This is a genomic window from Stenotrophomonas sp. STEN225 (genome assembly GCF_056756445.1).
In genome coordinates this window covers 169,472-192,363 of record NZ_JBRRBV010000002.1, presented here as the reverse complement: position 1 = coordinate 192,363, position 22,892 = coordinate 169,472, and the positions used below count along the sequence as shown (strand labels likewise).

The following is a 22,892-nucleotide window of genomic DNA, read 5'->3' as shown; positions in this document are numbered from 1 at the left end:
AGACGGCTAGAATACGTCTTTAAGGCAGGTGACGGCCAATGACCCCCAATCCGAACGCGCCGCTCGTCGGCATCGTCATGGGTTCCCGCTCCGACTGGGAAACCATGCAGCACGCCGCCCAGAAGCTTGAGGCCCTGGGTGTTCCGTTTGAAGTGAAGGTGGTGTCCGCCCATCGGACGCCGGATGTGTTGTTCAGCTATGCCGAACAGGCGGGCGGACGTGGCCTGCGCGCGATCATCGCTGGCGCCGGCGGTGCCGCGCATCTGCCGGGCATGATCGCGGCCAAGACCGCGGTTCCAGTGCTGGGCGTGCCGGTGCAGTCCAAGGCGCTCAATGGCATGGACTCGCTGCTGTCGATCGTGCAGATGCCGGCCGGCATTCCGGTGGCTACCTTCGCCATCGGAAATGCGGGTGCCTCCAACGCCGCGCTGTTCGCCGCCGCGATGCTGGCCAGCGACCAGCCGGCCATCGGCCAGGCGCTGGATGCCTTCCGCACGCGCCAGACCGAAGATGTGATGGCCCACGACGACCCGCGCCAATGAACCTGACTGTCGGCATCCTCGGCGGCGGCCAGCTGGCCCGCATGATGGTCCTGGCCGGTGCGCCGCTGGGACTGCGCTTCGAACTGTACGATCCGGCGGCGGACGCCTGCAGCGGGCCGCTGGCACCGCTCACCGTCGGTGCCTTCGATGACCGCCAGGCGCTGGCGGACTTCGCCGCCAAAGTCGATGTAGTGACGTTCGACTTCGAGAATGTGCCCGCGGACAGTGCGCAGTGGCTGGCCGAGCGGGTGCCGGTGTATCCGCCGCCCGCAGCGCTGGCTGTAGCGCAGGACCGCCTGAGCGAGAAAACGCTGTTCCAGCAGCTGGGCATTCCGCTGCCGCCGTTCGCCGATATCCGCAGCCGCGAGGAGCTCGCAGCGAAGGCGGCCGCGTTCGGCCTGCCGTGCATCCTCAAGACCCGTCGCCTCGGCTATGACGGCAAGGGCCAGTTCCGGTTGCGCAGCGAAGCCGACATCGACGCTGCCTGGCAGGCCCTGGGCGCCCAGGTCGAGCACACCGGCCTGATCCTGGAGGGCTTCGTGGCTTTCCAGCGCGAGGTCAGCGTGGTGGCCGTGCGCGGCCGTGACGGCGGTTTCCAGGCCTGGCCGGTGACCGGCAACTGGCATGTGGATGGCGTGCTTTCGGCCAGTGTGGCGCCTGCCGTGCTGTCGGCCGCCGAACAGGATGCCGCCATCGGCTATGCCCGTCGCCTTGCCGAGCATCTGCAGTACGTGGGCGTGTTCGCCCTGGAGCTGTTCTGCCGCGACGGCGAACTGCTGGCCAACGAGATGGCGCCGCGCGTGCACAACTCCGGCCATTGGACCATCGAAGGCAGCGAGACCTCGCAGTTCGAGAATCATCTTCGCGCCGTGCTGGGCCTGCCGCTGGGCAGTACCCGCATGCTCGGCCACGCCTGCATGCTCAACTGGCTGGGCGAGATGCCGGACCCGGCGCCGGTGCTGGCCCAGGCCAGCGGCCACTGGCACGATTATGGAAAGCGGCCCCGCGAAGGCCGCAAGGTGGGCCACGCCACGCTGCGCGACGACCAGGCCGGCGCACTGGCCACGGCGCTGGAACAGGTGGGCGAGGCACTGGGGCGCCAGCTGCAGGTCGCACCGGCGGTGCGGGCACTGCGCGGTTGACCGCGACGCGGAAGCGCAACGCTGTGACGCGCCGATGCACGCATCGGCGCATCAACCAGGGTGATAGCGTAAGGCTCCTTTCCCCGGAGTCATCGTCATGCTCGACTGGAACGAATACCGCAAGGAACTGAAGGGCCGTATCGGCGAGATCGGCAAGCTCTCGCCGGATACCATCAAGGGTTACGCCACTCTGGCCAATGCCGGTGCCCAGACCCACCATCTCGATGCAAAAACCCGCGAACTGATCGCGCTGGCGGTCGCCGTGACCACCCGTTGCGACGGCTGCATCACGGTGCACGTCGATGCCGCGCTCAAGCAGGGCGCCAGCCGCGAGGAGATCGCCGAGGCGCTCGGGGTGGCGGTTTCGCTCAACGCGGGCGCGGCACTGGTGTACTCGGCCCGGGTCATGGATGCGGTGGCGGCGCACGAGAGCGCCTGATGCCCACCGCGTCGCCAGGCATGGCCCGGTGCTGCCGGGCTACGCCCGGCGGATGCTCTCAGCGCAGCCGGCTCTCGGCGAATTCCCAGTTGGCCAGCTGCCAGAACGCCTCCAGGTAGCGCGTACGGTCGTTCTGGTAGTCGGTGTAGTACGCGTGTTCCCACACGTCGCAGCACAGCAGCGGCGCGCTGTCGCCGGTCAGCGGGGTGCCGGCGTTGCGGGTGGCCTGGATGCCAAGCTGGCCGCCCGGATGCTGCACCAGCCACACCCAGCCGGAGCCGAACAGGCCCAGCGCGGTGCGGTTGAACTCCTCGCGCAGGCGCTGCACGTCGCCGAACTGGCGCTTGACCAGCTCGCCCAGCCGTCCCTGTGGCTCACCGCCGCCGCGCGGGCGCAGGCACTGCCAATAGAAGCCGTGGTTCCAGGCCTGGGCCGCGGCGTCGAACAGGGCGCCCTGGGCATGACGGACGATCTCCTCCAGCGAGGCCTCTTCCCATTCGGTGCCGTGGATGCCGGCATTGACCGCATCGACGTAGGCACGATGGTGCGCGCCGTGATGCAGTTCCACGGTCTGCGCGGAAAGATGGGGCTGCAGGGAGCCGGACAGGTAGGGCAGGGCAGGCAGTTCGACGGGCATGGACAGGTTCGTGGACAGAGGGGCGGCGGCAGCCGGTTCCATCCGCTTACAATGGCGGCTACCTTGGGCAGTCTAGCCGACCATCGCGGTCGGTTTGTCCGGCGAAGCAAGGAGTGTGGTTGTGGCGGTAATGCAGCAAATCCAGGCCGAGGTCGATCGTTACCCGCTCGTGCTGTTCATGAAGGGCACCCCGCAATACCCGACGTGCGGCTTCTCCAGCCGCGCCGTACAGGCGCTGATGGCTGCCGGCGCCGTCTCCCTGCGCACCGTCAATGTGCTGGAGGAGCCGGAAATCCGCGCGAACCTGCCGCGTTTCTCCAACCTGCCAACGTTTCCGCAGCTGTTCATCAACGGGGAGTTGATCGGCGGCTGCGACATCATCATGGAGCTGTTCGAATCCGGCGAGCTCAAGCGCATCGTCGAAGAGGCGACCCTGGGATGAGTGCGCCGCCATCGACGTCACCGACCAACGGGGCGCTCGATGGCCGCCCGTTGCAGGACCGCGTGGTGCTTGTGGCCGGTGCCGGTGGTGGCCTCGGAAGTGCCGCCGCAGTGGCCGCCGCCAGCGCAGGCGCGACCGTGGTCCTGCTGGGGCGCAAGCCGCGCCGGCTGGACCGGGTCTACGCCCAGGTGCAGGCAGCCGGTCCCGAGCCCCTGCTGTATCCGCTGGATCTGGAAGGGGCCGGTCCCGATGACTACGCCGATCTCGCCCAGGCGCTGCAGACGGAGCTGGGGCGACTGGACGGGCTACTTGTCTGCGCCGCCCACTTTCCGGGCTTGACCCCGTTCGAACTGGCCGACCCGGCAAGTTTCGCCCGCGCCGTCCACGTCACCCTGACCGCACCCGCCTGGCTGGCGCAGGCCTGCCTGCCGCTGCTGCGCCAGCGCGAGGATGCGGCGCTGGTGTTCACGGTCGATGCCCCGGAACGGGTGGGGCAGGCCTACTGGGGAGGCTATGGCGCCGCCCAGCATGGCCTGCGCGGCCTGATCGCCAGCCTTCATGATGAGCTGGGCCGCAGTCCGGTCCGGGTCAGCGGCCTGTACCCGGGGCCCCTGCGCACGGCCCTGCGCGCCCGCGCCTACTCGATCGACCAGGACCCGGCTGCGCAGGGGCCCGAGGCCGCCGCGGCCGCGGCCGTGACCCTGCTGTCCAGTGCCGGCTCGGCCTGGCGGGGGGAGATCCTGGATGCAGGCAGCGCACGCCCGGCAGAGTGAAGGGCGACGTAAGGCGGGATGAAGATCCCGTCATGATTGCGTTGCGATCCGGTGCCGTTTGTCGCACAACCGTCACATTGATGGCGTAGCGTGTTAATCTAGTGTTAACCGTTATGGCTGCCTTCAGCCAACACGGTCGGGAACCCCAGATCACTGTCCAGTCGGCCACCCGCAAGGCCGCTTGGATGCGTCTTTTTTCCGCCATCGCCAACTCGTATCGAGGCTACCCTAGATGACCCACCCACTCCGGATGTCCAAGCTCACCCTTGGTCTCGTGGCCGCACTTGCTGCCGCTCCCGCCTTCGCCCAGAGCACCTCTGCAGGTGTCGGCGGCCAGGTCGTGTCCGCCGCAGGCCAGCCTGTCGCCGGTGCTGAAGTCACCATCACCCACACCGAGTCGGGCACCGTTTCGCGCGCCACGACCGATGCGTCGGGTCGCTATGCCGCGCGCGGTCTGCGCGTGGGTGGTCCGTACACCATCACCATCACCAAGCCGGGTGAAGGCACAAAGACCGAAGAGGGTGTCTACCTGAACCTGAACCAGGTCAACACCATCAACGCCAACCTGACCGGCGATGTGGCCGCCACGAACCTGGACGCCGTGCAGGTTGTGGCGGTGGCGGGTGGTTCCGACCTGTTCAGTGCCTACAAGATGGGCACCGGTACCAACGTGGCGCGCGAAACCATCGATGCGCTGCCGTCGGCCAACCGCAACATCCAGGACTACATTCGCCTGGATCCGCGCATCTCGCAGGTCAGCAAGGCTGACGGTGCGATTTCGGTGGGTGGCCAGAACACGCGTTACAACGCGATCCGCATCGACGGCATCAGTGCCGCCGATCCGTTCGGTCTGGAATCCAACAACCTGCCGACCGAGCGTCAGCCGGTGTCGATGGACGCCATCCAGGAAATCAACATCGACGTTGCGAACTACGACACCACCATTGCCGGTGGTACGGGCGCGGTGATCAACGCCGTGACCAAGTCGGGTACCAACAATCTCGGCGGCACCGTGTACTACGCGTACCGCGACAAGGATATGGTCCGCAAGGAACTGGACGGCGTCCGCTTCAACGGCTTCGACGATGAGAAGACCTACGGCATGACCCTGGGCGGCCCGATCGTCAAGGACAAGCTGTTCTTCTTCGCCAACTACGAAAAAATGGAGCGCTCGGCTCCGGGCGTGGCGCTGTCTGATTCGCCGTACGGCAAGGGCACCATCACCGATGCCGACATCACCCGTGCGCAGCAGATCGCGAGCGGCTACGGCTTCGACGCTGGTTCGCTGAACCCGCCGGCCAACAAGACCGAGATCGAAGAGTACGCGCTGAAGATCGACTGGAACATCAGCGAGAACCATCGTGCTGCTGTCCGCTACAACAAGATGGAACAGAACGTGGTCCGCTTCCCGCAGATCAGTTCGAGCGCCATCTCGCTGAGCAGCTTCTGGTACCAGCAGCCGAAGACCTATGAATCCTGGATGGGCGAACTGTTCAGCGACTGGTCCGAGAACTTCTCGACCGAGTTCAAGGTCTCGCACAAGGACTACTCGGCGATCCGTGCCACCGCTTCGAGCCTGCCGCAGATCCAGGTCCGTGGTTTCGGTGCCAGCGGCAACGACTCGCTGTACTTCGGTACCGAGCAGAATTCGCACGTCAACATCGTTGAATCGAAGGAGCTGAGTGCCTTCGGTGCGGCCACCTGGTACGTCGGCGATCACACCGTGAAGTTCGGTTTCGACTATTCCGACAACGACCTGATGAACTACTACGGTCGTAACCTCAATGGCGTGTACGTCTTCAACAACCTGGACGCCTTCGCCGCCGGCACTCCGAGCCAGTACATCGTGCGTGCTCCGCAGGCAGGTGGCAGCTACAGCGATATCCCGGCCAAGTTCACCCTGAAGAACACTGGTGTGTTCGTGCAGGACAGCTGGGCGGTCAACAGCAACCTGACCCTGCAGCTCGGCGTGCGCGTCGACATGCCGGACTTCAGCAGCCAGAAGCTGTACAACCCGCGCGTCATGTCGACCTACGGCTACGACAACACCGTGCTGCCGGATGACAAGCTGGTGCAGCCGCGCTTCGGCTTCAACTACACCTTCGACAGCGAGCGTCCGACCCAGCTGCGCGGCGGCGTGGGCCTGTTCGGCGGTGCTGCCCCCAATGTGTGGCTGGCGGGTGCTTATCAGAACACCGGTCTGAACTACACCGAGTACACCCTGAATAATCCGGGTGCGATCTTCACCCCGAACGTCGATCCGCCGTACATCCCGAACGCCACCGTGACCGGTCGCGACAATGTGGACGTGATCGAGCCGGGTCTGAAGATGCCGTCGGTCTGGAAGTCCAACATCGCCTTCGACCACGAACTGCCGTGGTACGGCATCGTGGCATCGGCCGAGTTCCTGTACACCAAGGTCAACGACGCGCTGTACTTCGAGCGTTTGGATCTGTATGCCGCCAACGGCAATGGTGCTACCCGCATCGGTCAGGATGGGCGTGAGCTGTACTGGAACGATGCCGGGTACGCTCCGTGCGCTGGCGCGAACTGCTCGATCCGTAACGGCACCAACGGCGCCCAGGGCAAGGCGAACCGCCCGGGCAACATGGGCGACGTCATGCTGCTCCGCAATACCGATAAGGGAAGCAGCCGTCAGTTCACCGTCGGCCTGAACAAGCCGCTGACCGAGAACTGGGGTTGGTCGCTGGCCTACACCTACACCGCGGCTAAGGAAGTCAGCCCGCTGACCAGCTCGCAGAACACCTCAAACTGGGGCAGCACCCTGATCGGCACTGCCAACGAGAACGTGGCATATGATTCGCGCTATGCGATCAAGGACCGCGTGACCGCTTCGATCAACTGGAAGAAGGCGTTCTTCGGCGACTACAACACCAGCGTCGGCCTGTTCTATGAAGGCCGCTCGGGTCGTCCCTTCAGCTACATCTACTACAACGATCTGAACGGCGATGCCGCTGCCACCACTGGTGCCGGCTACTTCAACGACCTGTTCTACGTGCCGAACGGCGCAGGTGACGTCAAGTTCACCGGCGGCGCGGAGATGGAGAAGGCCTTCTTCGCCTGGCTGGCGGCGAACCCGCAGCTGGAGAAGTACCAGGGCCAGATTGCCCCGGCCAATGCTTTCCGCACCGGCTTCGTGAATACCTTCGATCTGCGCATTTCGCAGGAGTTCCCGGGCTTCGTGAAGGAGCACAAGGGTGAGTTGGCACTCGACGTGATGAACGTCGGCAACCTGCTCAACAAGAAGTGGGGCCGCATCAATGATTACGGCTTCAATTCGACCGCCCGCGTCGCCAGCTATGCAGGTATCGATCCGGCCACCGGCAAGTACATCTACAACTTCACCGGTTCCACCGATACTCCGACCATCCAGGAAAACAACAACGACAAGGGCAACACTGGCGTGTCGCGCTGGTCGATGCAGCTGACCCTGAAGTACAAGTTCTGATCCGTCGGAACATCACGCAGTAGACGGAAGCGGCCGGGGCAACCCGGCCGTTTCCCGTTCGGGTGAAAGTTCTTGCAGTGGTCACGACATCGGCGTAGCATCCGGTTTCGTGCGCGGCGCCGATGCCGCAGATGCGGTCCCGGAATGGCGAACGCGGTCAGCACATATCCAACGGTCGGGATTCCCGGCCGTTTTGCTTTTTAAGGGGGCGGCAGTACAGTCGGAAACCTTGAAGGAAGCGAAACGTTGGATATGACCACGAACGAAAAGGCAGCCCGTGCGCTGCCGGTACAGGACGCGCGGATCTACCCGCGCGGTGGGCTGGATGTGCTGTCGCGGGCAGAAGTGGCGCGCCTGCGCGACGCCTCCGGCGGCGGCATGCACGAGCTGCTGCGCCGCTGCGCGCTGGCCGTGCTGACCAGCGGCAGCGCATCGGATGATCCGCGCGCGGCGCGCGATCTCTATCCCGACTTCGACATCCAGGTCGCGCAGCAGGATCGTGGCGTGCGCATCGACCTGGTCAATGCGCCGGCGATGGCCTTCGTCGATGGCGAAATCATCCGCGGCGTGGCCGAGCTGCTGTTTGCCGTGGTCCGCGACCTCGCCTACATGGCCATCGAAATGGGCCCGGCCTACGCGGCCGAACTGGAGTCCTCCGAAGGCATCACCAACGCGGTGTTCGGCCTGCTGCGCAACGCCCGCATCCTCAACCCCGGTGACCCGAACCTGGTGGTCTGCTGGGGCGGTCACTCGATCTCGCGCGATGAATACCTGTACACCAAGCAGGTAGGCTACGAGCTGGGCCTGCGCGGCCTGGACATCTGCACCGGTTGCGGACCGGGTGCGATGAAGGGCCCGATGAAGGGGGCCACGATCGCCCACGCCAAGCAGCGCAAGACGGTGACGCGCTACATCGGCCTGACCGAGCCGGGCATCATCGCCGCGGAATCGCCCAACCCGATCGTCAACCATCTGGTGATCATGCCGGACATCGAGAAGCGCCTGGAGGCGTTCGTCCGCATCGGTCACGGCATCATCGTGTTTGCCGGTGGTGTCGGCACCGCCGAGGAGATCCTGTACCTGCTCGGTATCCTGCTGCGCGACGAGAACAGGGACCTGCCGTTCCCGCTGATCCTGACCGGCCCGACCGTGGCTGCGCCGTATTTCGAGCAGATCGACCGCTTCATCCGGCTGACCCTGGGCGATGCTGCCGCCGAGCGTTACGAGATCATCATCGGCGACCCGGTTGCCGTGGCCAGGAAGATGTCCGCCGGCATCAAGCGCGTGCGCGAGCATCGCCTGGCGCAGAAGGATTCGTTCTTCTTCAACTGGTCCATCGAGATTCCGTGGGAGTACCAGCAGCCCTTCGTGCCGACGCATGAGGCCATGGCTGCACTGGATCTGCACCATGGGCGTGCGCCGCATGCCCTTGCGGCGGACCTGCGTCGTGCCTTCTCCGGCATCGTTGCCGGCAATGTGAAGGAGGATGGCATGCGCCGCATCGAGCAGTTCGGGCCATTCCAGATCCACGGTGACCCGGACATGATGCAGGCCCTGGACGCGCTGCTGCGCGCCTTCGTCGAGCAGCGCCGGATGAAGATCTCCGGCGAGTACCAGCCCTGTTACCAGGTGCTGGCCTGAGACCGTGCCGGCGCGATGGGGATCGCGCCGGCAGCGGTGGGGAAGGGCGGTTCGTCAAGCGTTTGACGCCCGTCGCCCCGGATTGACCGTTCATCCTGCCGCCGCTTGCTGGCGGCAGGGTGATGGCCCATGGTGGCGATCAATACGCTGGGGAGCGTCCACATGTCTTTGCGCCGGCAGAACGGCTTCACGCTGGTTGAGTTGATGATCGCGATGGTCGTGCTGGGCGTGCTGGCGACGATCGCGTTTCCGAGCTTCCAGAGCACCATCCGCTCCAACCGCATCGCCACCACCAGCAATGACCTCATCGCGTCGATGGCGCTGGCCCGCAGTGAAGCGGTGAAGAACCGCAGGGGCGGCGGCGTGTGTGCCTCTGCCGGAGGCACGTCCTGTGATGGCGACAGCTGGACCGATGGCTGGCTGGTCTGGGCCGACAGCAACGGCGACGGCGCGCTCAGTGCCGGCGAAACCGTCCTGCGCTACAGCCCCGGACGTTCGGCGCTGGTCGCCGTCGGTACGCCCGACCTGTCGGTGAGTTTCGACCCGCGGGGCCGCAATCGCGCCAATGCCACGCTCGACCTGACGCTGCGCCCGGAAAACTGCGGCAAGCAGCCGCTGCAGCGCACGCTTCGCCTGTCCCCGACCGGGCAGGTGCGTCTGTTGAAGGAGGACTGCAAGTGAGAACGCCCCGTTTCCGTTCCCCGCGCAACGCACAGGGCGGCTTCAGCCTGATCGAGGTATTGATCGCGATCCTGGTGCTGGGGGTCGGTTTGCTGGGTTTCGCACTGCTGCAGACGATGAACGTACGCTTCGTGCAGAGCGCCAACTATCGCACCCAGGCGACCAACCTGACCTACGAAATGCTTGATCAGCTGCGGATGAACCGCTCGATGGCACCGTCCTACGTGGGCGACTACACGGCGACCACCGCGGCCAAGAACTGCCTGCCACCGGTCGGCAACGACATCGGCAAGGACGCGTTCACCCTGGACTGGACCTGCCGTCTCGGCAAGGCGCTGGGGGATGGGGCCACGGCCAAGGTCGCACGTGCCGGCACCCAGTACACGGTCAGCGTGACGTGGGGTGACGAGCGCTGGAACGCTGACGCCAGCGATACCACCTTCAGTGCCGGGAGCCGCCTGTGATGCGCGCGCCTTCCCCGGCCCGGCGCATGGCCGGCCTGTCCATGGTCGAACTGATGATCGCGCTGACCATCGGCGTGATCGTCATGCTCGGTGTCGTCCAGGTGTTCGCGGCCTCGCGTGCTGCCTATCAGCTGTCCGATGGCCTGGCGCGCGTGCAGGAGAACAGTCGCTTCGCCATGGATACCCTGCAGCGCGAACTGCGCATGGCAGGTCATTTCGGCTGCGTCAACGATCAGGCCCGGCAGTCGCCGGATGGCGTCTCGCTGTTTACGACGTTCGCGGCCACGCCTCATCCGGCTCTGGACTTCCAGCGATCCATCCAGGGCTACGAGGCGACCGATACGGCGCCCGGCGATGCGGTGACGCTGCCGGCCACTCCGGCGACGGGCGGCACCGCCTACACACCCGCATTGCCCGATGAATTCGCTGCGGCGCTGCCCAACCGGGTCAACGGCAGCGACATCGTCGCCCTGCGATACCTGATGCCGGACGGCGTGCCGGTCACGGCTTCCGGCGGTACCGTCGCGCAGCCGGTTTTCAGTTTCGACAAGGCGCGACTCGCCGTGCTGCAGAGTGGCGTTGCCGATTCCGGGCTGTACGGCGCTGCCGACTGCGCCAGCGCCACCGTTTTCCAGGCGCGCAGCATCGACAAGGCAGGGGGCACGATCACCTTCGGCGATGCACCGAACAATGCGAGCAACTTCATCCGTCCGGTGACCGCAGGCCAGGCGATGCTGCATCGTGCGGAAAGCGCTGTGTACTACGTGGGCTACGACGCTGCCAGCGCACGTTCCTCACTGTACCGCGTGCGTTTCAACGCCACGCCCAACGGTGCGCTGGTCGCCGGCGCGCCGGAGGCCCTGGTGGAGGGTGTGGAGAACATGCAGCTGCTGTACGGCCAGGATCGTCGCCTGACCAGTGCCTACCCGACCGGCTTCATTGATCGCCAGGGTACCGCTGCCACCGTGCAGGCATCGGCCAATCCCAACATCAACGCCTGGCGGCGCGTGGGCGCCGTGCAGATGGGCCTGGTGATGGCCAGTCCCGATCCCTCGGCAGCCCCTCAGGCCGACCAGAATGCGGTACTGACCTCGATGGGCGTGACATTCACCGCGCCCGAGGACGGCCGCATGCGCGCCGTTTACCAGACCACCATCGCCCTCCGCAATCGCCTCTTCGGCAACTGAGGCCACCATGCATCCGCGCCCGCGCACCCCCTCCTTCGCATCGCACCGCCAACAGCGCGGCGCGGTGCTGTATGTCGCCCTGATCATGTTGATCCTGCTGGCCCTGATCGGCATCGCCGGCATGCAGGTGACCGGCATGCAGGAACGCATGGCCGCCAACTACCTGCGCTCGAACCAGGCGTTCCAGAACGCCGAGGCCGATGTACGTTCGCAGGAAGCGGCGATCCAGGCTGTCATCGACAGCGGCAAGATCTTCGAGGCCAACCAGGAAGAGTGCAGCCCGGTGTTCGACCCGGCGACCTGGGCCGATGGCAAGACCACGGCAACGGCGATCAATACCCGCCGCCTGGACAAATGCGTGCCGGTCGGGCCGCTGGGCCTGGGGCGGCGCAAGAACGAAGAGACCGAGAACATCTACCAGATCACCGTGTTGGCCAGTGACGATCCGGCCAATCCTTCTTCCAGCGCCGTCATCGACACGATCTTCATTCCATGAATACTCCGCGCCGATTCTCCCGCCTTGTCTCCTCCCCGTGGCTGCGTGCAGGCACCGCCGCTGCCGTGCTGGTGGGCGTGGGCGCACTGGTCTATCCGCTGTTCGCTGCGCTTGGCGACTATGACATCGCGCAGGAGCCGCTCTACAGCAAGAAGACACAGCCGCCGCTGATGATGATGGTGATGTCGCGCGACGAGCAGCTGTTCAACAAGGCCTACAGCGACTACAGCGATCTGGACGAGGACGGCACGCTCGACACCACTTACCAGGACAAATTCGACTACTCCGGGTACTTCGACTCCAATCTCTGCTACACGTACAGCAGCAGCCAGTTCAAGGCCACGGCCAAGGCGACCGGCACGCAGAGACACACCTGTTCGGGTACCTGGTCCGGCAACTTCCTCAACTGGGCGACCATGAGCCGCCTGGATGTGATGCGCTACGTGCTGTACGGCGGCCATCGCATCACCGATACCGCCAGCAAGACGGTGCTGGAGCGGGCGCAGATTCCCAACGACCTGCACGCCTGGGTCAAGGTGTACAGCGGCGCCGACATCAACAACTTCACCCCGTACAAGACGACCATGTCGTTCTGCAATGCCAGCATCAGTGCCACCGGCGCACCGCTGATGCGCGTTGCCAGTGGCAGCTGGGGTGAATGGGCCTCGACTGCCGGCTATCAGTGCATCGTGGGGCGCAGCGACGAGGGCAAGGATGACTCCCCCCGATCGGTCGCGGCCGACCTGAATGTCCGGGTTGAAGTCTGCGCCACCGGTTCTGGAACCTTCCAGGAAGCGTTCTGCCGCAAGTACAACGACGGCACCCGGGACTACCTGAAACCGGCGGGACTGCTGCAGTCCTATGGTGAAAGTGGCCGTCTGCGGTTTGGTCTGGTCACCGGCACCTATGTCAATCCGCGCGATGGCGGCGTGGTCCGTCGCAACATCGGCAAGATCGCCGGCAACGGCACGACCTTCTGCGCAGCCGGCGACGAGATCAACCTGTCCAATGGCCAGTTCTGCAACACGCTGACGGGCGGGGCCGAGGGCATCATCAATACGATCTCCAACTTCCGCATCGACCAGTGGAACTGGAAGGACAAATGGACTGACTGTGACGACTACAGCATCCTGAATCGCCAGGGCTTCGACGGCCGGGGCAACCTGACCGACCCGGGCAACGCATCCAAGAAGTGCAGCGCCTGGGGCAATCCGTTGGCGGAGATGTATGCCGAAGCGCTGCGCTACATCAAGGGAGAAACGAAGGGAATCTACAGCGCCAGCGGTGATCTCAGCGGCCTGCCCAATTCGGTGGCCTGGAAGGATCCGTACCGCTCGCCGAACGACGGCGGCAACTCCTACTGCGCTACCTGCAACATCCTGGTGATGTCCTCGGGCCTGCCGTCCTTCGACAGCGACAACATCGGTACGGTCACTGGCCTGACCACGGCAGCGGCGGCGACCGATGCGATCGGCAACCAGGAGAACATCACCGGTGGCAGCTACATGGCAGGCCGTGTCGGCCTGACCAATCGCTATGCCTCGATCAACACCCATGAGGACATCTGCCGTGCGGTCAAGGTGACAGGCCTTTCGCTCGTGCGCGGCATCTGCCCGGACGTGCCGTCCACGGAAGGCAGTTACCTGATCTCGGGGCTGGCCAAGGCCGCTGCCGAGACCGATCTGCGTCCGGGCGTGCAGGACAAACCCAACACCTACAAGCTGACCGCCACCACCTACACCGTGGCCATGGCTGAGAGCCTGCCGAAGTTCGAGATTCCGGTGGGCAATGGCAAGATCACCCTGGCCCCCCTGTGCCAGGCCAACAACACCGAAGGAGCGGGCATCAACAGCAGCGGCTGGCGCAGCTGTTTCCTCGGCTCGGTCGGCGTCGGCACCAAGCGGTCAGCGGTATCGCCGAACTATGTCTATGGCCGTGACTATCGTGCCGATGGCAAGGCCGGCAGCTTCTCGCTGGTCTGGGAGGATTCGCTGTGGGGCAATGACCACGACAACGATGTGGTCTCCATGCTCAGCTACTGCGTAGGCAGCACCTGCAGCGACGGTGGCACGACGCCATTCCGCAACATCTGCTGGCGCTCCAACAGTGGTGAATGCAGCAACAACGCCGTTCGCAACAAGGTCGGCGAAGACGAAGTGCTGGTCCGCATCGAGAACCTGTCCGCCTATGCAGGCAACGCGATGCTGACCGGCTACACGATCGTGGGCTCCAATGCGGCTGACAACGTGCAGCGGCTGGTGCTGCGCCCCGGCAACCGCAACGGTTCGGTGCTGAGCACCAGCGCCGATCCGCCGGCTACCTGGACCGGCGCGGTCGTGATGCGCTACAAACTGGGTACCGGCCAGGCCGGGCAGCTGGAAAGCCCGCTGTGGTACGCCGCCAAGTACGGCGTGCCGGAAGGCAGGAAGTGGGACAGCAAGGTGCCGGGTGTACCGGACAACTACTTCCTGGCGCGCAATCCGGCCAAGCTGAAGTCCGCGCTGGAATCGATCTTCGACAGCGCTGCGGCTGGCGAGGCTCCGGTGGGTGGCAGCGGCACCGGCGCCCGTGTCAACGCCGGCTCCTTCACCGTGTCCGCGCACTACACGGTGCCGTCGGGCTCGAACGACTGGACCGGTGATGTCATCGCCAGCCAGACCACGAGCACCGGAGGCGCCGGCGCTGAACTGTGGCGTGCGTCGACCAAGATGAGCGCCTCCGGGCGGACCATCGTGATGTCGACCGCACCCACCTATGTGAACACGTCCAACCAACTGGTGCCGGTGGCAGCGGCTGATTTCACCGCTGACAACGTTCCCGGGCGGGATCGCGCCGAGAAGCTCGGCAACATGGGTCTCAACACGGTGCCGAACTGGTTCGGTTCGCACAGCGTGGCGGACCTGGTCAGCTACCTGCGCGGCTCACCGGTGAGCGGCTTCCGCCCGCGCAGTTCACTGCTTGGCGATATCGTCAATTCCAGCGTGGAGATCGTGTCCAACAAGGACGACTACGGCTTCACCTCCTGGCAGGCGCAGGGCGGAGTGAGCTGGAAGACCTCGCTGGGTTTGAGCTATCGGGCCTACCTGGCGACCAAGGTGGCAAACGGTGGCCCACCTTCGATGGTCTACGTCGGTGCGAACGACGGCATGCTGCATGGCTTCAATGCCAGCACCGGCACCTCGGCGGGCAGCGAGCAGTTCGCCTTCATTCCATCGGCTTCGCTGCAGCACATGGCGGAGCTGGCCAACCCCACCTATGGACATCGCTACTACGTGGACGGCGGACTGACCTCGTCGGACGTCTACTACGGCGATGCCTGGCGCACGGTACTGGTCGGTTCGACCGGCGGCGGCGGCGCGTCGCGCGGGCCGTCGGCCACGGCAGTGGGCAACGGTTCGGTGTTCGCCCTGGATATCAGCAATCCGACCGGGTTCACCGCCAGCAACGTGCTGTGGGAGATTTCCGGCAAGACCGAATCGGACCTGGGCTTCGTCATGGGCAAGCCGGTCGTGGTGCCCGTTGCCGGCCCCAATGCGGACAGTCCGCCCCGGTTCGTCGCCCTGTTCGGCAACGGTGTCAATTCCAGCACCGGCCGACCGGTGCTCTATGTGGTCGACATCCGCACCGGCGAGATCCTCAAGCGCGTGTACCCCACGGCGGGCAAGTACGCAGTCGCCAATGGCCTCAACCATGTCACCGCGGTAGCGCTGCACAACAGCAGTGGGCTGGCCGATACCGTCTATGGCGGCGACATGCAGGGCAACATGTGGCGCTTCGACCTGCGTGGCGGTGATCCCAGCGCCTGGAATGTGGCCCTCAACGGCACGCCGCTGTTCACCGCCGTGCGCAGCGCTGTCGCCCAGCCGATCACCGGTGCAATCGAAGTCTCGGCAGGGCCGGGCGGTGGCGTCAGCCTGTTCTTCGGTACCGGTCGCTACTTCACCGCTGACGACAATGCAGTGACCCGTAATTCGCCGGTGCAGACGCTGTATGGGCTCTGGGACAACCTCTCCACTGCCATTTCCAGCCGTGATTCGCTGGTGGGGCAGACCGTCAGTGCCAATGGTGCCGGCTTCCGTGACGTGTCGGGCAACGGCGTGGACTACGCGAGCAAGCGCGGCTGGTACGTCGACCTGATCGTGGGTTCCGATGTGGAGGGTGAGCGCTTCTTCGGCTATCCGACGCTGCAGGGCGGCGCGGTGATGTTCACCACCTATGTGCCCGGGCAGGCGGTCTGCGGCACCGGCGGCGGCACCAACTGGCGCTATCGCCTGAACATGCTGACCGGCCAGCCGGCGATGAGCGGCTTGACCGACGAGGTCGGCGGAAACGCGCTGTGCGGCGCCAACTGCGGTGCCGGTGCGCTGACCCGCGGCGGAGACATCGCAACCGGTGCCCCCGTGCTGTCCACCAATGTCAACAGCACCACCTTGAAGGGCTGCGATCCCAGCGATCCGAAGTGCACGGTCGATGGATCGCTGGACCGCTGCATCGTGGCTCTGAACACGCCGGGCGCGGATACTGCGTATGGCCAGCGTGCCTGTGGTCGCCAGTCGTGGCGCCAGATCCGATGACTACCAGGAATACGGGAGCTGCCATGCGCACATCCAGCAGACAACAGCAGGTAACGGGCTTCACCCTGATCGAACTGATGATCACCGTTGCCGTCATCGCGGTACTTGCGGCTGTGGCGCTGCCCTCCTACCAGCGACATGTGCTGAAGACGCACCGCGCGATGGCCAAGGCTGACCTGGTCGAGATCGCGCAGCTGCTCGAGCGGCATCACACCGTGCAGAACAGCTATGACGGATTCTCGCTGCCGTTCAGCCAGTCGCCGCGGCAGGGCTCGGCCCGCTATGCCATATCGTTCGACGGCAAGGCGACCGCCGGGACCTATACCCTGCAGGCGGTTCCGGAAACCGGCCAGGACAAGGACGCGTGCGGCACGCTGACACTCGATCAGGCGGGCCGCAAGACGCCGGACAGCAAGACCAACCCGGAGTGCTGGTAAGACGGCAGCGGCGAGTGTGGAAGGGGCTTGCACCCCACTTCTGGAATTGGCTAGAATGCGCACCCCGCCCGAATAGCTCAGCCGGTTAGAGCACTTGACTGTTAATCAGGGGGTCGTTGGTTCGAGTCCAACTTCGGGCGCCAGTTTCGAGAAAGCCGCGAGCAATCGCGGCTTTTTTCGTTGGGGCAGGCCGCGCCGGATCAGCAGGGCGTAGGCACGCGTGGGCGCAGGCTCCGGATCCGTCCGGGGATGTTGATGATCACGCGGCTGTGTTCCAGGCCCTGCACGCACAGCACGATGGACTGGTTGGTGCCGGCGTTGCGCCCGTCAGCGCGGAATCGGATGTGGGCGCGATGGTCGCTCGCCCGCAGTTCCACATGGCGATGGCGGTTCTCCAGGGTATGCAGCAGGGTGGTCATTCCCCCGCTGGCCACCCGCGGCTCAACCTGAACGCGCCAGCCCTGGCTCCAGCGGTTGTCGCAGCGGCTGCCGTCGCCGGAGCCGCACACGGTGACCGGGCGTCCCTCGGTGATGGCGGTGCTGCGTGCCAGCGACAGACTGCCGACCAGCTGGGCACGCAGGGATTCGGCCTGCAGCTGGCGCATCGCGCGCTGCCAGGGGCGCCAGGCCGCAGCCAGCAGTACGCACAGGATCATCAGGACCACCAGCATTTCAGGCAGGTGGAGCCCCCGGGCCTTGCGCGCGGGGTGTTTGCAGAGGGTCTGGAGCATGCCCCCAGCCTGCCGGCCCCGCCGGCCGGTCTCCATTGGAGGTTGGCGCGTCGGGGTGTCCGGCTTCCCCTCAGCCGGCCGTCACCGGATGCCCCGTATACTGGCCGTTCCCGGGATCTGGCAACATCATGAGCGACAGTTTTGAACTCGTCTCGCCGTATTCACCGGCGGGCGACCAGCCGAACGCCATCGCGAAGCTGACCAGCAATTTCGAGTCCGGCATCGCCAAGCAGACGCTGCTGGGTGTGACCGGCTCGGGCAAGACGTACACCATCGCCAATGTCATCCAGCAGATCCAGAAGCCGACGCTGATCATGGCGCCGAACAAGACGCTGGCCGCACAGCTGTACGGTGAATTCAAGGCGTTCTTCCCGCACAACGCGGTGGAGTATTTCGTCAGCTACTACGACTACTACCAGCCGGAGGCCTATGTGCCGTCGTCGGACACCTTCATCGAGAAGGACAGTTCGATCAACGAGCACATCGAGCAGATGCGGCTGGCGGCGACCAAGACGCTGCTGTCGAGGCCCGATGCGATCGTGGTGGCCACCGTGTCGGCGATCTACGGCCTGGGTGCGCCTGAGGATTACCTGTCGCTGCGCCTGATCCTGTCCAAGGGCGAGCGCATCGACCAGCGCGACCTGATCAATCATCTGACGCAGCTGCAGTACACCCGCAACGAATACGAACTGCAGCGCGGCACCTTCCGCGTGCGCGGCGAAGTGATCGACGTGTTCCCGGCGGAGTCGGACAGCGAGGCGCTGCGCATCGAGCTGTTCGATGGCGAGGTCGAGAAGATCACGATGTTCGATCCGCTCACCGGCGAAACCCTGCGCAACCTGATGCGCTTCACCGTCTACCCGAAGACGCACTATGCGACGACCCGCGAACGCGTGCTCGCGGCGATCGAGACCATCAAGGTGGAACTGAAGGAGCGGCTTGAGCAGCTCTACGCACAGAACAAGCTGGTCGAGGCGCAGCGCCTTGCACAGCGCACCCAGTTCGACCTGGAGATGATGGCCGAGGTCGGCTACTGCAACGGCATCGAGAACTACTCGCGGCATCTCACCGGCAAGGGCCCGGGCGAGCCACCGCCGACCCTGTTCGATTACCTGCCGGCCGACGCGTTGCTGGTGATCGACGAATCGCACGTGACCATTCCGCAGATCGGAGCGATGTTCAAGGGCGACCGGTCGCGCAAGGAAACCCTGGTCGAGTTCGGCTTCCGCCTGCCCTCGGCGCTGGACAACCGCCCGCTGCGTTTCGAAGAGTGGGAAGCGCGCTCGCCGCGCAGCATCTATGTGTCGGCCACGCCAGGCCCGTATGAAATGCGTGAGTCGGGCGACGAAGTGACCGAGCTGGTGGTGCGGCCGACCGGCCTGATCGACCCGATGGTGGAGATCCGCCCGGTCGCCACCCAGGTCGACGATCTGATGAGCGAGGCCAACGAGCGCATCAAGGCCGGCGACCGCGTGCTGGTCACCACGCTGACCAAGCGCATGGCCGAGAACCTGACCGAGTACCTCACCGAGCATGGCATCCGCGTGCGCTACCTGCATTCGGACGTGGACACCGTCGAGCGCGTGGAGATCATCCGTGACCTGCGCCTGGGCAAGTTCGACGTGCTGGTCGGCATCAACCTGCTGCGCGAGGGCTTGGACATGCCCGAGGTGTCGCTGGTAGCGATCCTGGACGCGGACAAGGAGGGTTTCCTGCGCTCCACCGGTTCGCTGATCCAGACCATCGGCCGTGCGGCCCGCAATGTGCGCGGCAAGGCCATCCTGTACGCCGACAAGGTGACCCGTTCGATGCAGGCCGCGATCGACGAGACCGACCGCCGACGCGCCAAGCAGGTCGAGTACAACGAAGAGCACGGGATCATTCCGCGCTCGGTGGCGCGTCCGATCACCGACGTACTGGAAGGTGCCCGATCCGAAGCGGCCGAGAAGGAATCGCGCAAGGGAAAAGGCAAGGGCAGGCCTGGAGTGGCCGAGGATGTGGCCGACTACCGCGCGCTCGGGCCGGCGCAGCTGGCGGCGCGTCTCAAGGCGCTGGAACAGCAGATGTACCAGCACGCCAAGGACCTGGAATTCGAGGACGCGGCCCGCGTCCGCGACCAGATCCGACAGCTGAAGGAGGCCAGCCTGGGCTGAACGCGACAGTGCCGCACGTCTTCACAAAAGTGTTGCGCTTCCGGGCCGGCATCCGTAATATACGCGGCCTGCACCGACGCATTCGCGGACGTTCAGACCCCAAACGGGCGGTTAGCTCAGCGGTAGAGCACTACCTTGACATGGTAGGGGTCACAGGTTCGAACCCTGTACCGCCCACCACGACGTTCTCGAAAGAGGGCGGTCGTGAATTGAAAGCCCGGCCCTGGCGCCGGGTTTTTACGTAAAGAGGCCCGCTGGCGGGCCGCAGTAACACGATGGGCGGTTAGCTCAGCGGTAGAGCACTACCTTGACATGGTAGGGGTCACAGGTTCGAACCCTGTACCGCCCACCACCTGGCTCCCGGCCCTGCCGGTGCAGCGGTGGTAATACGAAAAGCCGGCCATCGCCGGCTTTTTTCATGGGCGCATGCAATGGCCGCGTGATGTCACGTCCGCGCGGCCCGGTGGTCAATGACGAGCGTCCGCCGTATCCGCCAGTGCCCATCGATACGCTCCCACAGCTGGATCATGCGTGCCTCGCCGACGATTTCGCGATGGCCATCGGCCTGTTCCTGCGACAGGCACTGCTGTCCCACCCGCAGCAGTCGATCCTGGCGCAGGTGGAAGAGCCGCAGGCTCGCAGGTTCCAGTTCGCGCTGCATGGCGGGCTGCGCCACCCTCGTCGATGATCCGGACTGTAGGGGCAGATCGACCAGCACGGGCTCGTCGGCACTGGTGGCGTGACCGAACGCGCCAGCGCACAGCAGCAACAGGGCAAGCATCGGCATGGCACGGTGCTCCAGCGGGAAAGTGCAGGCAGACTGGCACTTCGCCGCCGGGACCACAGCCGGCCTGCGACGAACACCGGGATTGAGCCGCCAAACGCAGCCAGGCGCCGATGAATCCGCACCGGGCAGGCGTAGACTTGCGGCGACCGCGCAATCGCGGCCATCACAAGGAGCAGCTGCGATGAGCGATCACGTTCCCGTTTCCAGGCCCAACCCGCTGCTCGAACTGTTGTTCGGCGGCAACATGCTGGCGGGCACGTTCAAGGCCGTGGTCTGGGTGGCCATCCTGTGTGCCGTGCTGGCCTGGACGACCTGCCGCTGATGGCGCACCTGCGTGCCGGCGTGCCGCACACTCGGACACGCGTGGCCCGCATCGGCTGCGGAAGGGTGCCGTTCTGGGGGGCGGTCAGGCGCTGAAGGCCTGGCGCAGGCTGCGCAGTGTCGCCTGGCGGTGCTCCGTCGTGCAGGGCTCACCCATCTCCAGTTCCTGCAGGCGAAGGCCGATCAGGGTCATCGACAGGGCGTAGCCGCGTGCCGCGTCGGCTACCTTCGACAGGCCCACTGCACGACGGGTCAGTGCATCGACGTGGTCCAGGTCCGGCAGAAGGCCGAGATACGCGCGTTCGGCGCTGTCCAGATCGGGGGCGCGCAGGATCGCGTGCGCATCGGCTGCGGGGCTGGGTGAGGCCATGGGGATTCCTCGTCCGGGGAGCGCTCGGTCAGAACGAACGCATCAGGGAAATGAAGGCGGATGTCTGGCTGCCACGGCGCGCCATCGGGCTGTCCTTGACCGCATCGCCGAACCATTGGTTGGCCACTACGCCGGTGGCGCGCCATCTGCTGCCCAGTGGCGTGCTGACCGCGATCTGCACGCTCGGCGAGGTGGCGCTGCCGGGGCTGTAGGCGGCCAGGCCCGAACGCAGTGCTTCCTCGTCGCTGATGCCGTAGTAGTAATCGAGCAGGCGCGCACTGGAGTGCACCACTCCGGCCCTCGGCACCCAGGTGAAACGACCGGCCTGCAGCGGATAGCTGTAGTACAGGCTTGATTCCAGGCCGCCACCATGGCCGCTGATCTCGCGCATCACACTGGCTTCGACGATGCCCCAGTCGGCGCTGTATTCGGCATTGACGCCTCCCATCGCCGACATCTGCCGGCTGTGCAGGCGGCGCAGCTGTGGATCGTTCACGTCATCGGTCTTGAAGCGCAGCGTGTAGGGCGTGAGCGCCGCCGACAGGCGCAGGCCCTCGGCCTTGTACAGGTACATGCCCAGCGAGCCGGGGCTGGCGAAGAAGCGCTCGCCCTGCCAGGAGAGGGCGGGCACGACCAATGGCTTGACGTCGTAGTGCGCGTAGGCGCCCGATGTCGCGCCGACCGTGATCCCGGCCTTCACGCCGGGTGTCTGTTCCGCCGCCTGGGCCAGCAGCGGCATCGACAGCACGGCGGAGAACAGCATCGGGCGCAGAATGGCAGAGGGCGACGAGGGCATCGATCGACAGCTTTGCAGGGGATGAGGCTGCATGCTGCGGTGTCAACATTGTCGCAACATTGCGTCGATGCACACGGAGCGCGACCGGGCCCTGGCTGGCACAATGATCCGAACCGTTTCCCGCAGCAGAGACCTCCATGCGCATTCTTCTGGTCGAAGATGATCCCGACCTCTCGCGGGCCCTGCAGTCCGGGCTGGAGCGGCAGGGCGTGGTCGCCGACGTGGTCGGCAGCCTCGCCGAAGCCGCCATCGCGTTGCGCGAACCGGTGCACCAGCTGATGCTGCTCGACCGCCAGCTGCCGGACGGCGATGGTGCCACCTTCGTCGCCACCGCACGCACGTTGCGGCCGAATCTGGCGGTGATCATGCTGACCGCCAAGGGCACGCTGTCGGACAAGGTCGAGGGCCTGGATGTCGGTGCCGATGACTATCTGGTCAAGCCGGTGGCGATCGAAGAACTGATGGCACGCATCCGCGCGGTATCGCGTCGGCCATCGGCGATGGTCACTCCCAGCCTGCGGCTCGGGCAGCTGGAATTCGACTTCGAATCGCTGCAGGCGCAGGTGCAGGGCCAGACACTGGCACTGCCGCGCCGCCAGGTGCTGGTGCTGCAGGCGCTGGCGATGAGGCAGGGGCGCACGGTCACGCGCAGCGCATTGGAGGCGGCGGTCTACGGTTTCGATGACGAGATCCAGTCCAACGCGCTGGATGCGCACATCTCCAAACTGCGCAAAGCGCTGCAACAGGCGGGCGCTGGCGTGGAGATCCATGTCATCCGCGGCGTCGGCTACCTGCTGGCGGAGGCCTGAC

The 22,892-nt window shown here is 65.5% G+C and carries 21 protein-coding genes and 3 tRNA genes; 19 read left to right on the top strand and 5 right to left on the bottom strand.

Annotated features, from left to right (window positions below; all coding sequences use genetic code 11):
• The first annotated feature begins 38 nt into the window (after positions 1-38).
• From purE to ACVOJ1_RS03320, 3 genes are all read left to right on the top strand, one after another.
• Complete coding sequence (gene purE, locus ACVOJ1_RS03330; protein ID WP_053516607.1) at positions 39-542, top strand: 5-(carboxyamino)imidazole ribonucleotide mutase; 504 nt, start codon at positions 39-41, stop codon at positions 540-542.
• A complete protein-coding gene (locus ACVOJ1_RS03325; protein ID WP_053516608.1) occupies positions 539-1,684 on the top strand; it encodes a 5-(carboxyamino)imidazole ribonucleotide synthase in 1,146 nt (381 codons plus the stop codon). The genes purE and ACVOJ1_RS03325 overlap by 4 nt, the downstream gene beginning before the upstream one ends.
• Positions 1,685-1,781: 97 nt before the next feature.
• Positions 1,782-2,123 carry a carboxymuconolactone decarboxylase family protein gene (locus tag ACVOJ1_RS03320; RefSeq protein ID WP_053516609.1) on the top strand — a complete coding sequence of 114 codons (342 nt, stop codon included), beginning with the start codon at positions 1,782-1,784 and terminating at the stop codon, positions 2,121-2,123.
• 58 nt (positions 2,124-2,181) lie between these two features.
• On the opposite strand, the gene ACVOJ1_RS03315 is transcribed toward ACVOJ1_RS03320, so the two are convergent.
• Positions 2,182-2,760, bottom strand: coding sequence for a superoxide dismutase (locus ACVOJ1_RS03315; protein WP_346480014.1), 579 nt, complete (start codon positions 2,758-2,760; stop codon positions 2,182-2,184).
• Between the two features lie 121 nt (positions 2,761-2,881).
• On the opposite strand from ACVOJ1_RS03315, the gene grxD reads away from it, so the two are divergent.
• From grxD to ACVOJ1_RS03260, 11 genes are all read left to right on the top strand, one after another.
• Positions 2,882-3,202 carry a Grx4 family monothiol glutaredoxin gene (grxD, locus tag ACVOJ1_RS03310; protein ID WP_053516610.1) on the top strand — a complete coding sequence of 107 codons (321 nt, stop codon included), beginning with the start codon at positions 2,882-2,884 and terminating at the stop codon, positions 3,200-3,202.
• Entirely contained in the window at positions 3,199-3,975 is a 777-nt protein-coding gene (locus tag ACVOJ1_RS03305) for an SDR family NAD(P)-dependent oxidoreductase (protein ID WP_346480013.1), read from the top strand. The genes grxD and ACVOJ1_RS03305 overlap by 4 nt, the downstream gene beginning before the upstream one ends.
• Positions 3,976-4,207: 232 nt before the next feature.
• On the top strand, positions 4,208-7,444 hold the full coding sequence (locus ACVOJ1_RS03300) for a TonB-dependent receptor (protein WP_111186041.1): 3,237 nt from the start codon (positions 4,208-4,210) through the stop codon (positions 7,442-7,444).
• Between the two features lie 252 nt (positions 7,445-7,696).
• Positions 7,697-9,085 carry a nucleotide 5'-monophosphate nucleosidase PpnN gene (gene ppnN / locus ACVOJ1_RS03295; protein ID WP_065175860.1) on the top strand — a complete coding sequence of 463 codons (1,389 nt, stop codon included), beginning with the start codon at positions 7,697-7,699 and terminating at the stop codon, positions 9,083-9,085.
• Positions 9,086-9,247: 162 nt separating this feature from the next.
• A complete protein-coding gene (locus ACVOJ1_RS03290; protein WP_346480012.1) occupies positions 9,248-9,766 on the top strand; it encodes a GspH/FimT family pseudopilin in 519 nt (172 codons plus the stop codon).
• The gene (pilV, locus tag ACVOJ1_RS03285) at positions 9,763-10,230 is read left to right on the top strand and encodes a type IV pilus modification protein PilV (RefSeq protein WP_053516615.1); all 468 of its coding nucleotides are present in this window, start codon (positions 9,763-9,765) and stop codon (positions 10,228-10,230) included. The genes ACVOJ1_RS03290 and pilV overlap by 4 nt, the downstream gene beginning before the upstream one ends.
• The gene (locus tag ACVOJ1_RS03280) at positions 10,230-11,417 is read left to right on the top strand and encodes a PilW family protein (RefSeq protein ID WP_065175861.1); all 1,188 of its coding nucleotides are present in this window, start codon (positions 10,230-10,232) and stop codon (positions 11,415-11,417) included. The genes pilV and ACVOJ1_RS03280 overlap by 1 nt, the downstream gene beginning before the upstream one ends.
• 7 nt (positions 11,418-11,424) lie before the next feature.
• On the top strand, positions 11,425-11,913 hold the full coding sequence (locus tag ACVOJ1_RS03275; protein ID WP_053516616.1) for a pilus assembly PilX family protein: 489 nt from the start codon (positions 11,425-11,427) through the stop codon (positions 11,911-11,913).
• Entirely contained in the window at positions 11,910-16,487 is a 4,578-nt protein-coding gene (locus tag ACVOJ1_RS03270; protein WP_197600452.1) for a PilC/PilY family type IV pilus protein, read from the top strand. The genes ACVOJ1_RS03275 and ACVOJ1_RS03270 overlap by 4 nt, the downstream gene beginning before the upstream one ends.
• Before the next feature lie 23 nt (positions 16,488-16,510).
• On the top strand, positions 16,511-16,924 hold the full coding sequence (locus ACVOJ1_RS03265) for a type IV pilin protein (protein WP_053516619.1): 414 nt from the start codon (positions 16,511-16,513) through the stop codon (positions 16,922-16,924).
• Positions 16,925-16,990: 66 nt separating this feature from the next.
• Positions 16,991-17,067: transfer RNA gene (locus ACVOJ1_RS03260), tRNA-Asn, on the top strand.
• A 57-nt stretch (positions 17,068-17,124) separates the two neighbouring features.
• Here the strand turns inward: ACVOJ1_RS03260 and ACVOJ1_RS03255 are convergent.
• On the bottom strand, positions 17,125-17,655 hold the full coding sequence (locus ACVOJ1_RS03255; RefSeq protein ID WP_111186044.1) for a GspH/FimT family pseudopilin: 531 nt from the start codon (positions 17,653-17,655) through the stop codon (positions 17,125-17,127).
• Positions 17,656-17,783: 128 nt separating this feature from the next.
• Here ACVOJ1_RS03255 and uvrB point away from each other — a divergent pair, with 128 nt between their 5' ends.
• The 3 genes from uvrB (at position 17,784) to ACVOJ1_RS03240 (ending at position 20,160) form a co-directional block, all read left to right on the top strand.
• On the top strand, positions 17,784-19,808 hold the full coding sequence (gene uvrB / locus ACVOJ1_RS03250; protein WP_053520440.1) for an excinuclease ABC subunit UvrB: 2,025 nt from the start codon (positions 17,784-17,786) through the stop codon (positions 19,806-19,808).
• A 105-nt stretch (positions 19,809-19,913) separates the two neighbouring features.
• Positions 19,914-19,988 (top strand) — tRNA-Val (locus tag ACVOJ1_RS03245).
• Between the two features lie 97 nt (positions 19,989-20,085).
• Positions 20,086-20,160 (top strand) — tRNA-Val (locus ACVOJ1_RS03240).
• Positions 20,161-20,253: 93 nt separating this feature from the next.
• Here the strand turns inward: ACVOJ1_RS03240 and ACVOJ1_RS03235 are convergent.
• A complete protein-coding gene (locus ACVOJ1_RS03235) occupies positions 20,254-20,595 on the bottom strand; it encodes a hypothetical protein (RefSeq protein WP_111186045.1) in 342 nt (113 codons plus the stop codon).
• A gap of 181 nt (positions 20,596-20,776) precedes the next feature.
• Here ACVOJ1_RS03235 and ACVOJ1_RS03230 point away from each other — a divergent pair, with 181 nt between their 5' ends.
• A complete protein-coding gene (locus ACVOJ1_RS03230) occupies positions 20,777-20,917 on the top strand; it encodes a hypothetical protein (protein ID WP_181452099.1) in 141 nt (46 codons plus the stop codon).
• A gap of 84 nt (positions 20,918-21,001) precedes the next feature.
• On the opposite strand, the gene ACVOJ1_RS03225 is transcribed toward ACVOJ1_RS03230, so the two are convergent.
• Positions 21,002-21,286, bottom strand: coding sequence for a hypothetical protein (locus tag ACVOJ1_RS03225; protein ID WP_065175865.1), 285 nt, complete (start codon positions 21,284-21,286; stop codon positions 21,002-21,004).
• Positions 21,287-21,314: 28 nt separating this feature from the next.
• Complete coding sequence (locus ACVOJ1_RS03220) at positions 21,315-22,082, bottom strand: MipA/OmpV family protein (protein WP_346480011.1); 768 nt, start codon at positions 22,080-22,082, stop codon at positions 21,315-21,317.
• Positions 22,083-22,219: 137 nt separating this feature from the next.
• Between ACVOJ1_RS03220 and ACVOJ1_RS03215 the strand changes: the two genes are divergently transcribed.
• Positions 22,220-22,891 carry a response regulator transcription factor gene (locus ACVOJ1_RS03215; RefSeq protein ID WP_065175867.1) on the top strand — a complete coding sequence of 224 codons (672 nt, stop codon included), beginning with the start codon at positions 22,220-22,222 and terminating at the stop codon, positions 22,889-22,891.
• Position 22,892 lies beyond the last annotated feature (1 nt).

What these genes read in the sequence shown, in the direction of transcription:
- ACVOJ1_RS03290 (WP_346480012.1), top strand. Translation starts at nt 9,248, where the DNA reads ATGTCTTTGCGCCGGCAGAACGGCTTCACGCTGGTTGAGTTGATGATC.
- ACVOJ1_RS03215 (WP_065175867.1), top strand. Translation starts at nt 22,220, where the DNA reads ATGCGCATTCTTCTGGTCGAAGATGATCCCGACCTCTCGCGGGCCCTG.
- ACVOJ1_RS03220 (WP_346480011.1), bottom strand. Translation starts at nt 22,082, where the DNA reads ATGCCCTCGTCGCCCTCTGCCATTCTGCGCCCGATGCTGTTCTCCGCC.
- ppnN (WP_065175860.1), top strand. Translation starts at nt 7,697, where the DNA reads ATGACCACGAACGAAAAGGCAGCCCGTGCGCTGCCGGTACAGGACGCG.
- ACVOJ1_RS03275 (WP_053516616.1), top strand. Translation starts at nt 11,425, where the DNA reads ATGCATCCGCGCCCGCGCACCCCCTCCTTCGCATCGCACCGCCAACAG.
- ACVOJ1_RS03300 (WP_111186041.1), top strand. Translation starts at nt 4,208, where the DNA reads ATGACCCACCCACTCCGGATGTCCAAGCTCACCCTTGGTCTCGTGGCC.
- ACVOJ1_RS03265 (WP_053516619.1), top strand. Translation starts at nt 16,511, where the DNA reads ATGCGCACATCCAGCAGACAACAGCAGGTAACGGGCTTCACCCTGATC.
- ACVOJ1_RS03315 (WP_346480014.1), bottom strand. Translation starts at nt 2,760, where the DNA reads ATGCCCGTCGAACTGCCTGCCCTGCCCTACCTGTCCGGCTCCCTGCAG.
- ACVOJ1_RS03230 (WP_181452099.1), top strand. Translation starts at nt 20,777, where the DNA reads ATGAGCGATCACGTTCCCGTTTCCAGGCCCAACCCGCTGCTCGAACTG.
- ACVOJ1_RS03305 (WP_346480013.1), top strand. Translation starts at nt 3,199, where the DNA reads ATGAGTGCGCCGCCATCGACGTCACCGACCAACGGGGCGCTCGATGGC.
- uvrB (WP_053520440.1), top strand. Translation starts at nt 17,784, where the DNA reads ATGAGCGACAGTTTTGAACTCGTCTCGCCGTATTCACCGGCGGGCGAC.
- purE (WP_053516607.1), top strand. Translation starts at nt 39, where the DNA reads ATGACCCCCAATCCGAACGCGCCGCTCGTCGGCATCGTCATGGGTTCC.
- ACVOJ1_RS03225 (WP_065175865.1), bottom strand. Translation starts at nt 21,286, where the DNA reads ATGGCCTCACCCAGCCCCGCAGCCGATGCGCACGCGATCCTGCGCGCC.
- ACVOJ1_RS03255 (WP_111186044.1), bottom strand. Translation starts at nt 17,655, where the DNA reads ATGCTCCAGACCCTCTGCAAACACCCCGCGCGCAAGGCCCGGGGGCTC.
- ACVOJ1_RS03235 (WP_111186045.1), bottom strand. Translation starts at nt 20,595, where the DNA reads ATGCCGATGCTTGCCCTGTTGCTGCTGTGCGCTGGCGCGTTCGGTCAC.
- ACVOJ1_RS03270 (WP_197600452.1), top strand. Translation starts at nt 11,910, where the DNA reads ATGAATACTCCGCGCCGATTCTCCCGCCTTGTCTCCTCCCCGTGGCTG.
- ACVOJ1_RS03280 (WP_065175861.1), top strand. Translation starts at nt 10,230, where the DNA reads ATGCGCGCGCCTTCCCCGGCCCGGCGCATGGCCGGCCTGTCCATGGTC.
- ACVOJ1_RS03325 (WP_053516608.1), top strand. Translation starts at nt 539, where the DNA reads ATGAACCTGACTGTCGGCATCCTCGGCGGCGGCCAGCTGGCCCGCATG.
- ACVOJ1_RS03320 (WP_053516609.1), top strand. Translation starts at nt 1,782, where the DNA reads ATGCTCGACTGGAACGAATACCGCAAGGAACTGAAGGGCCGTATCGGC.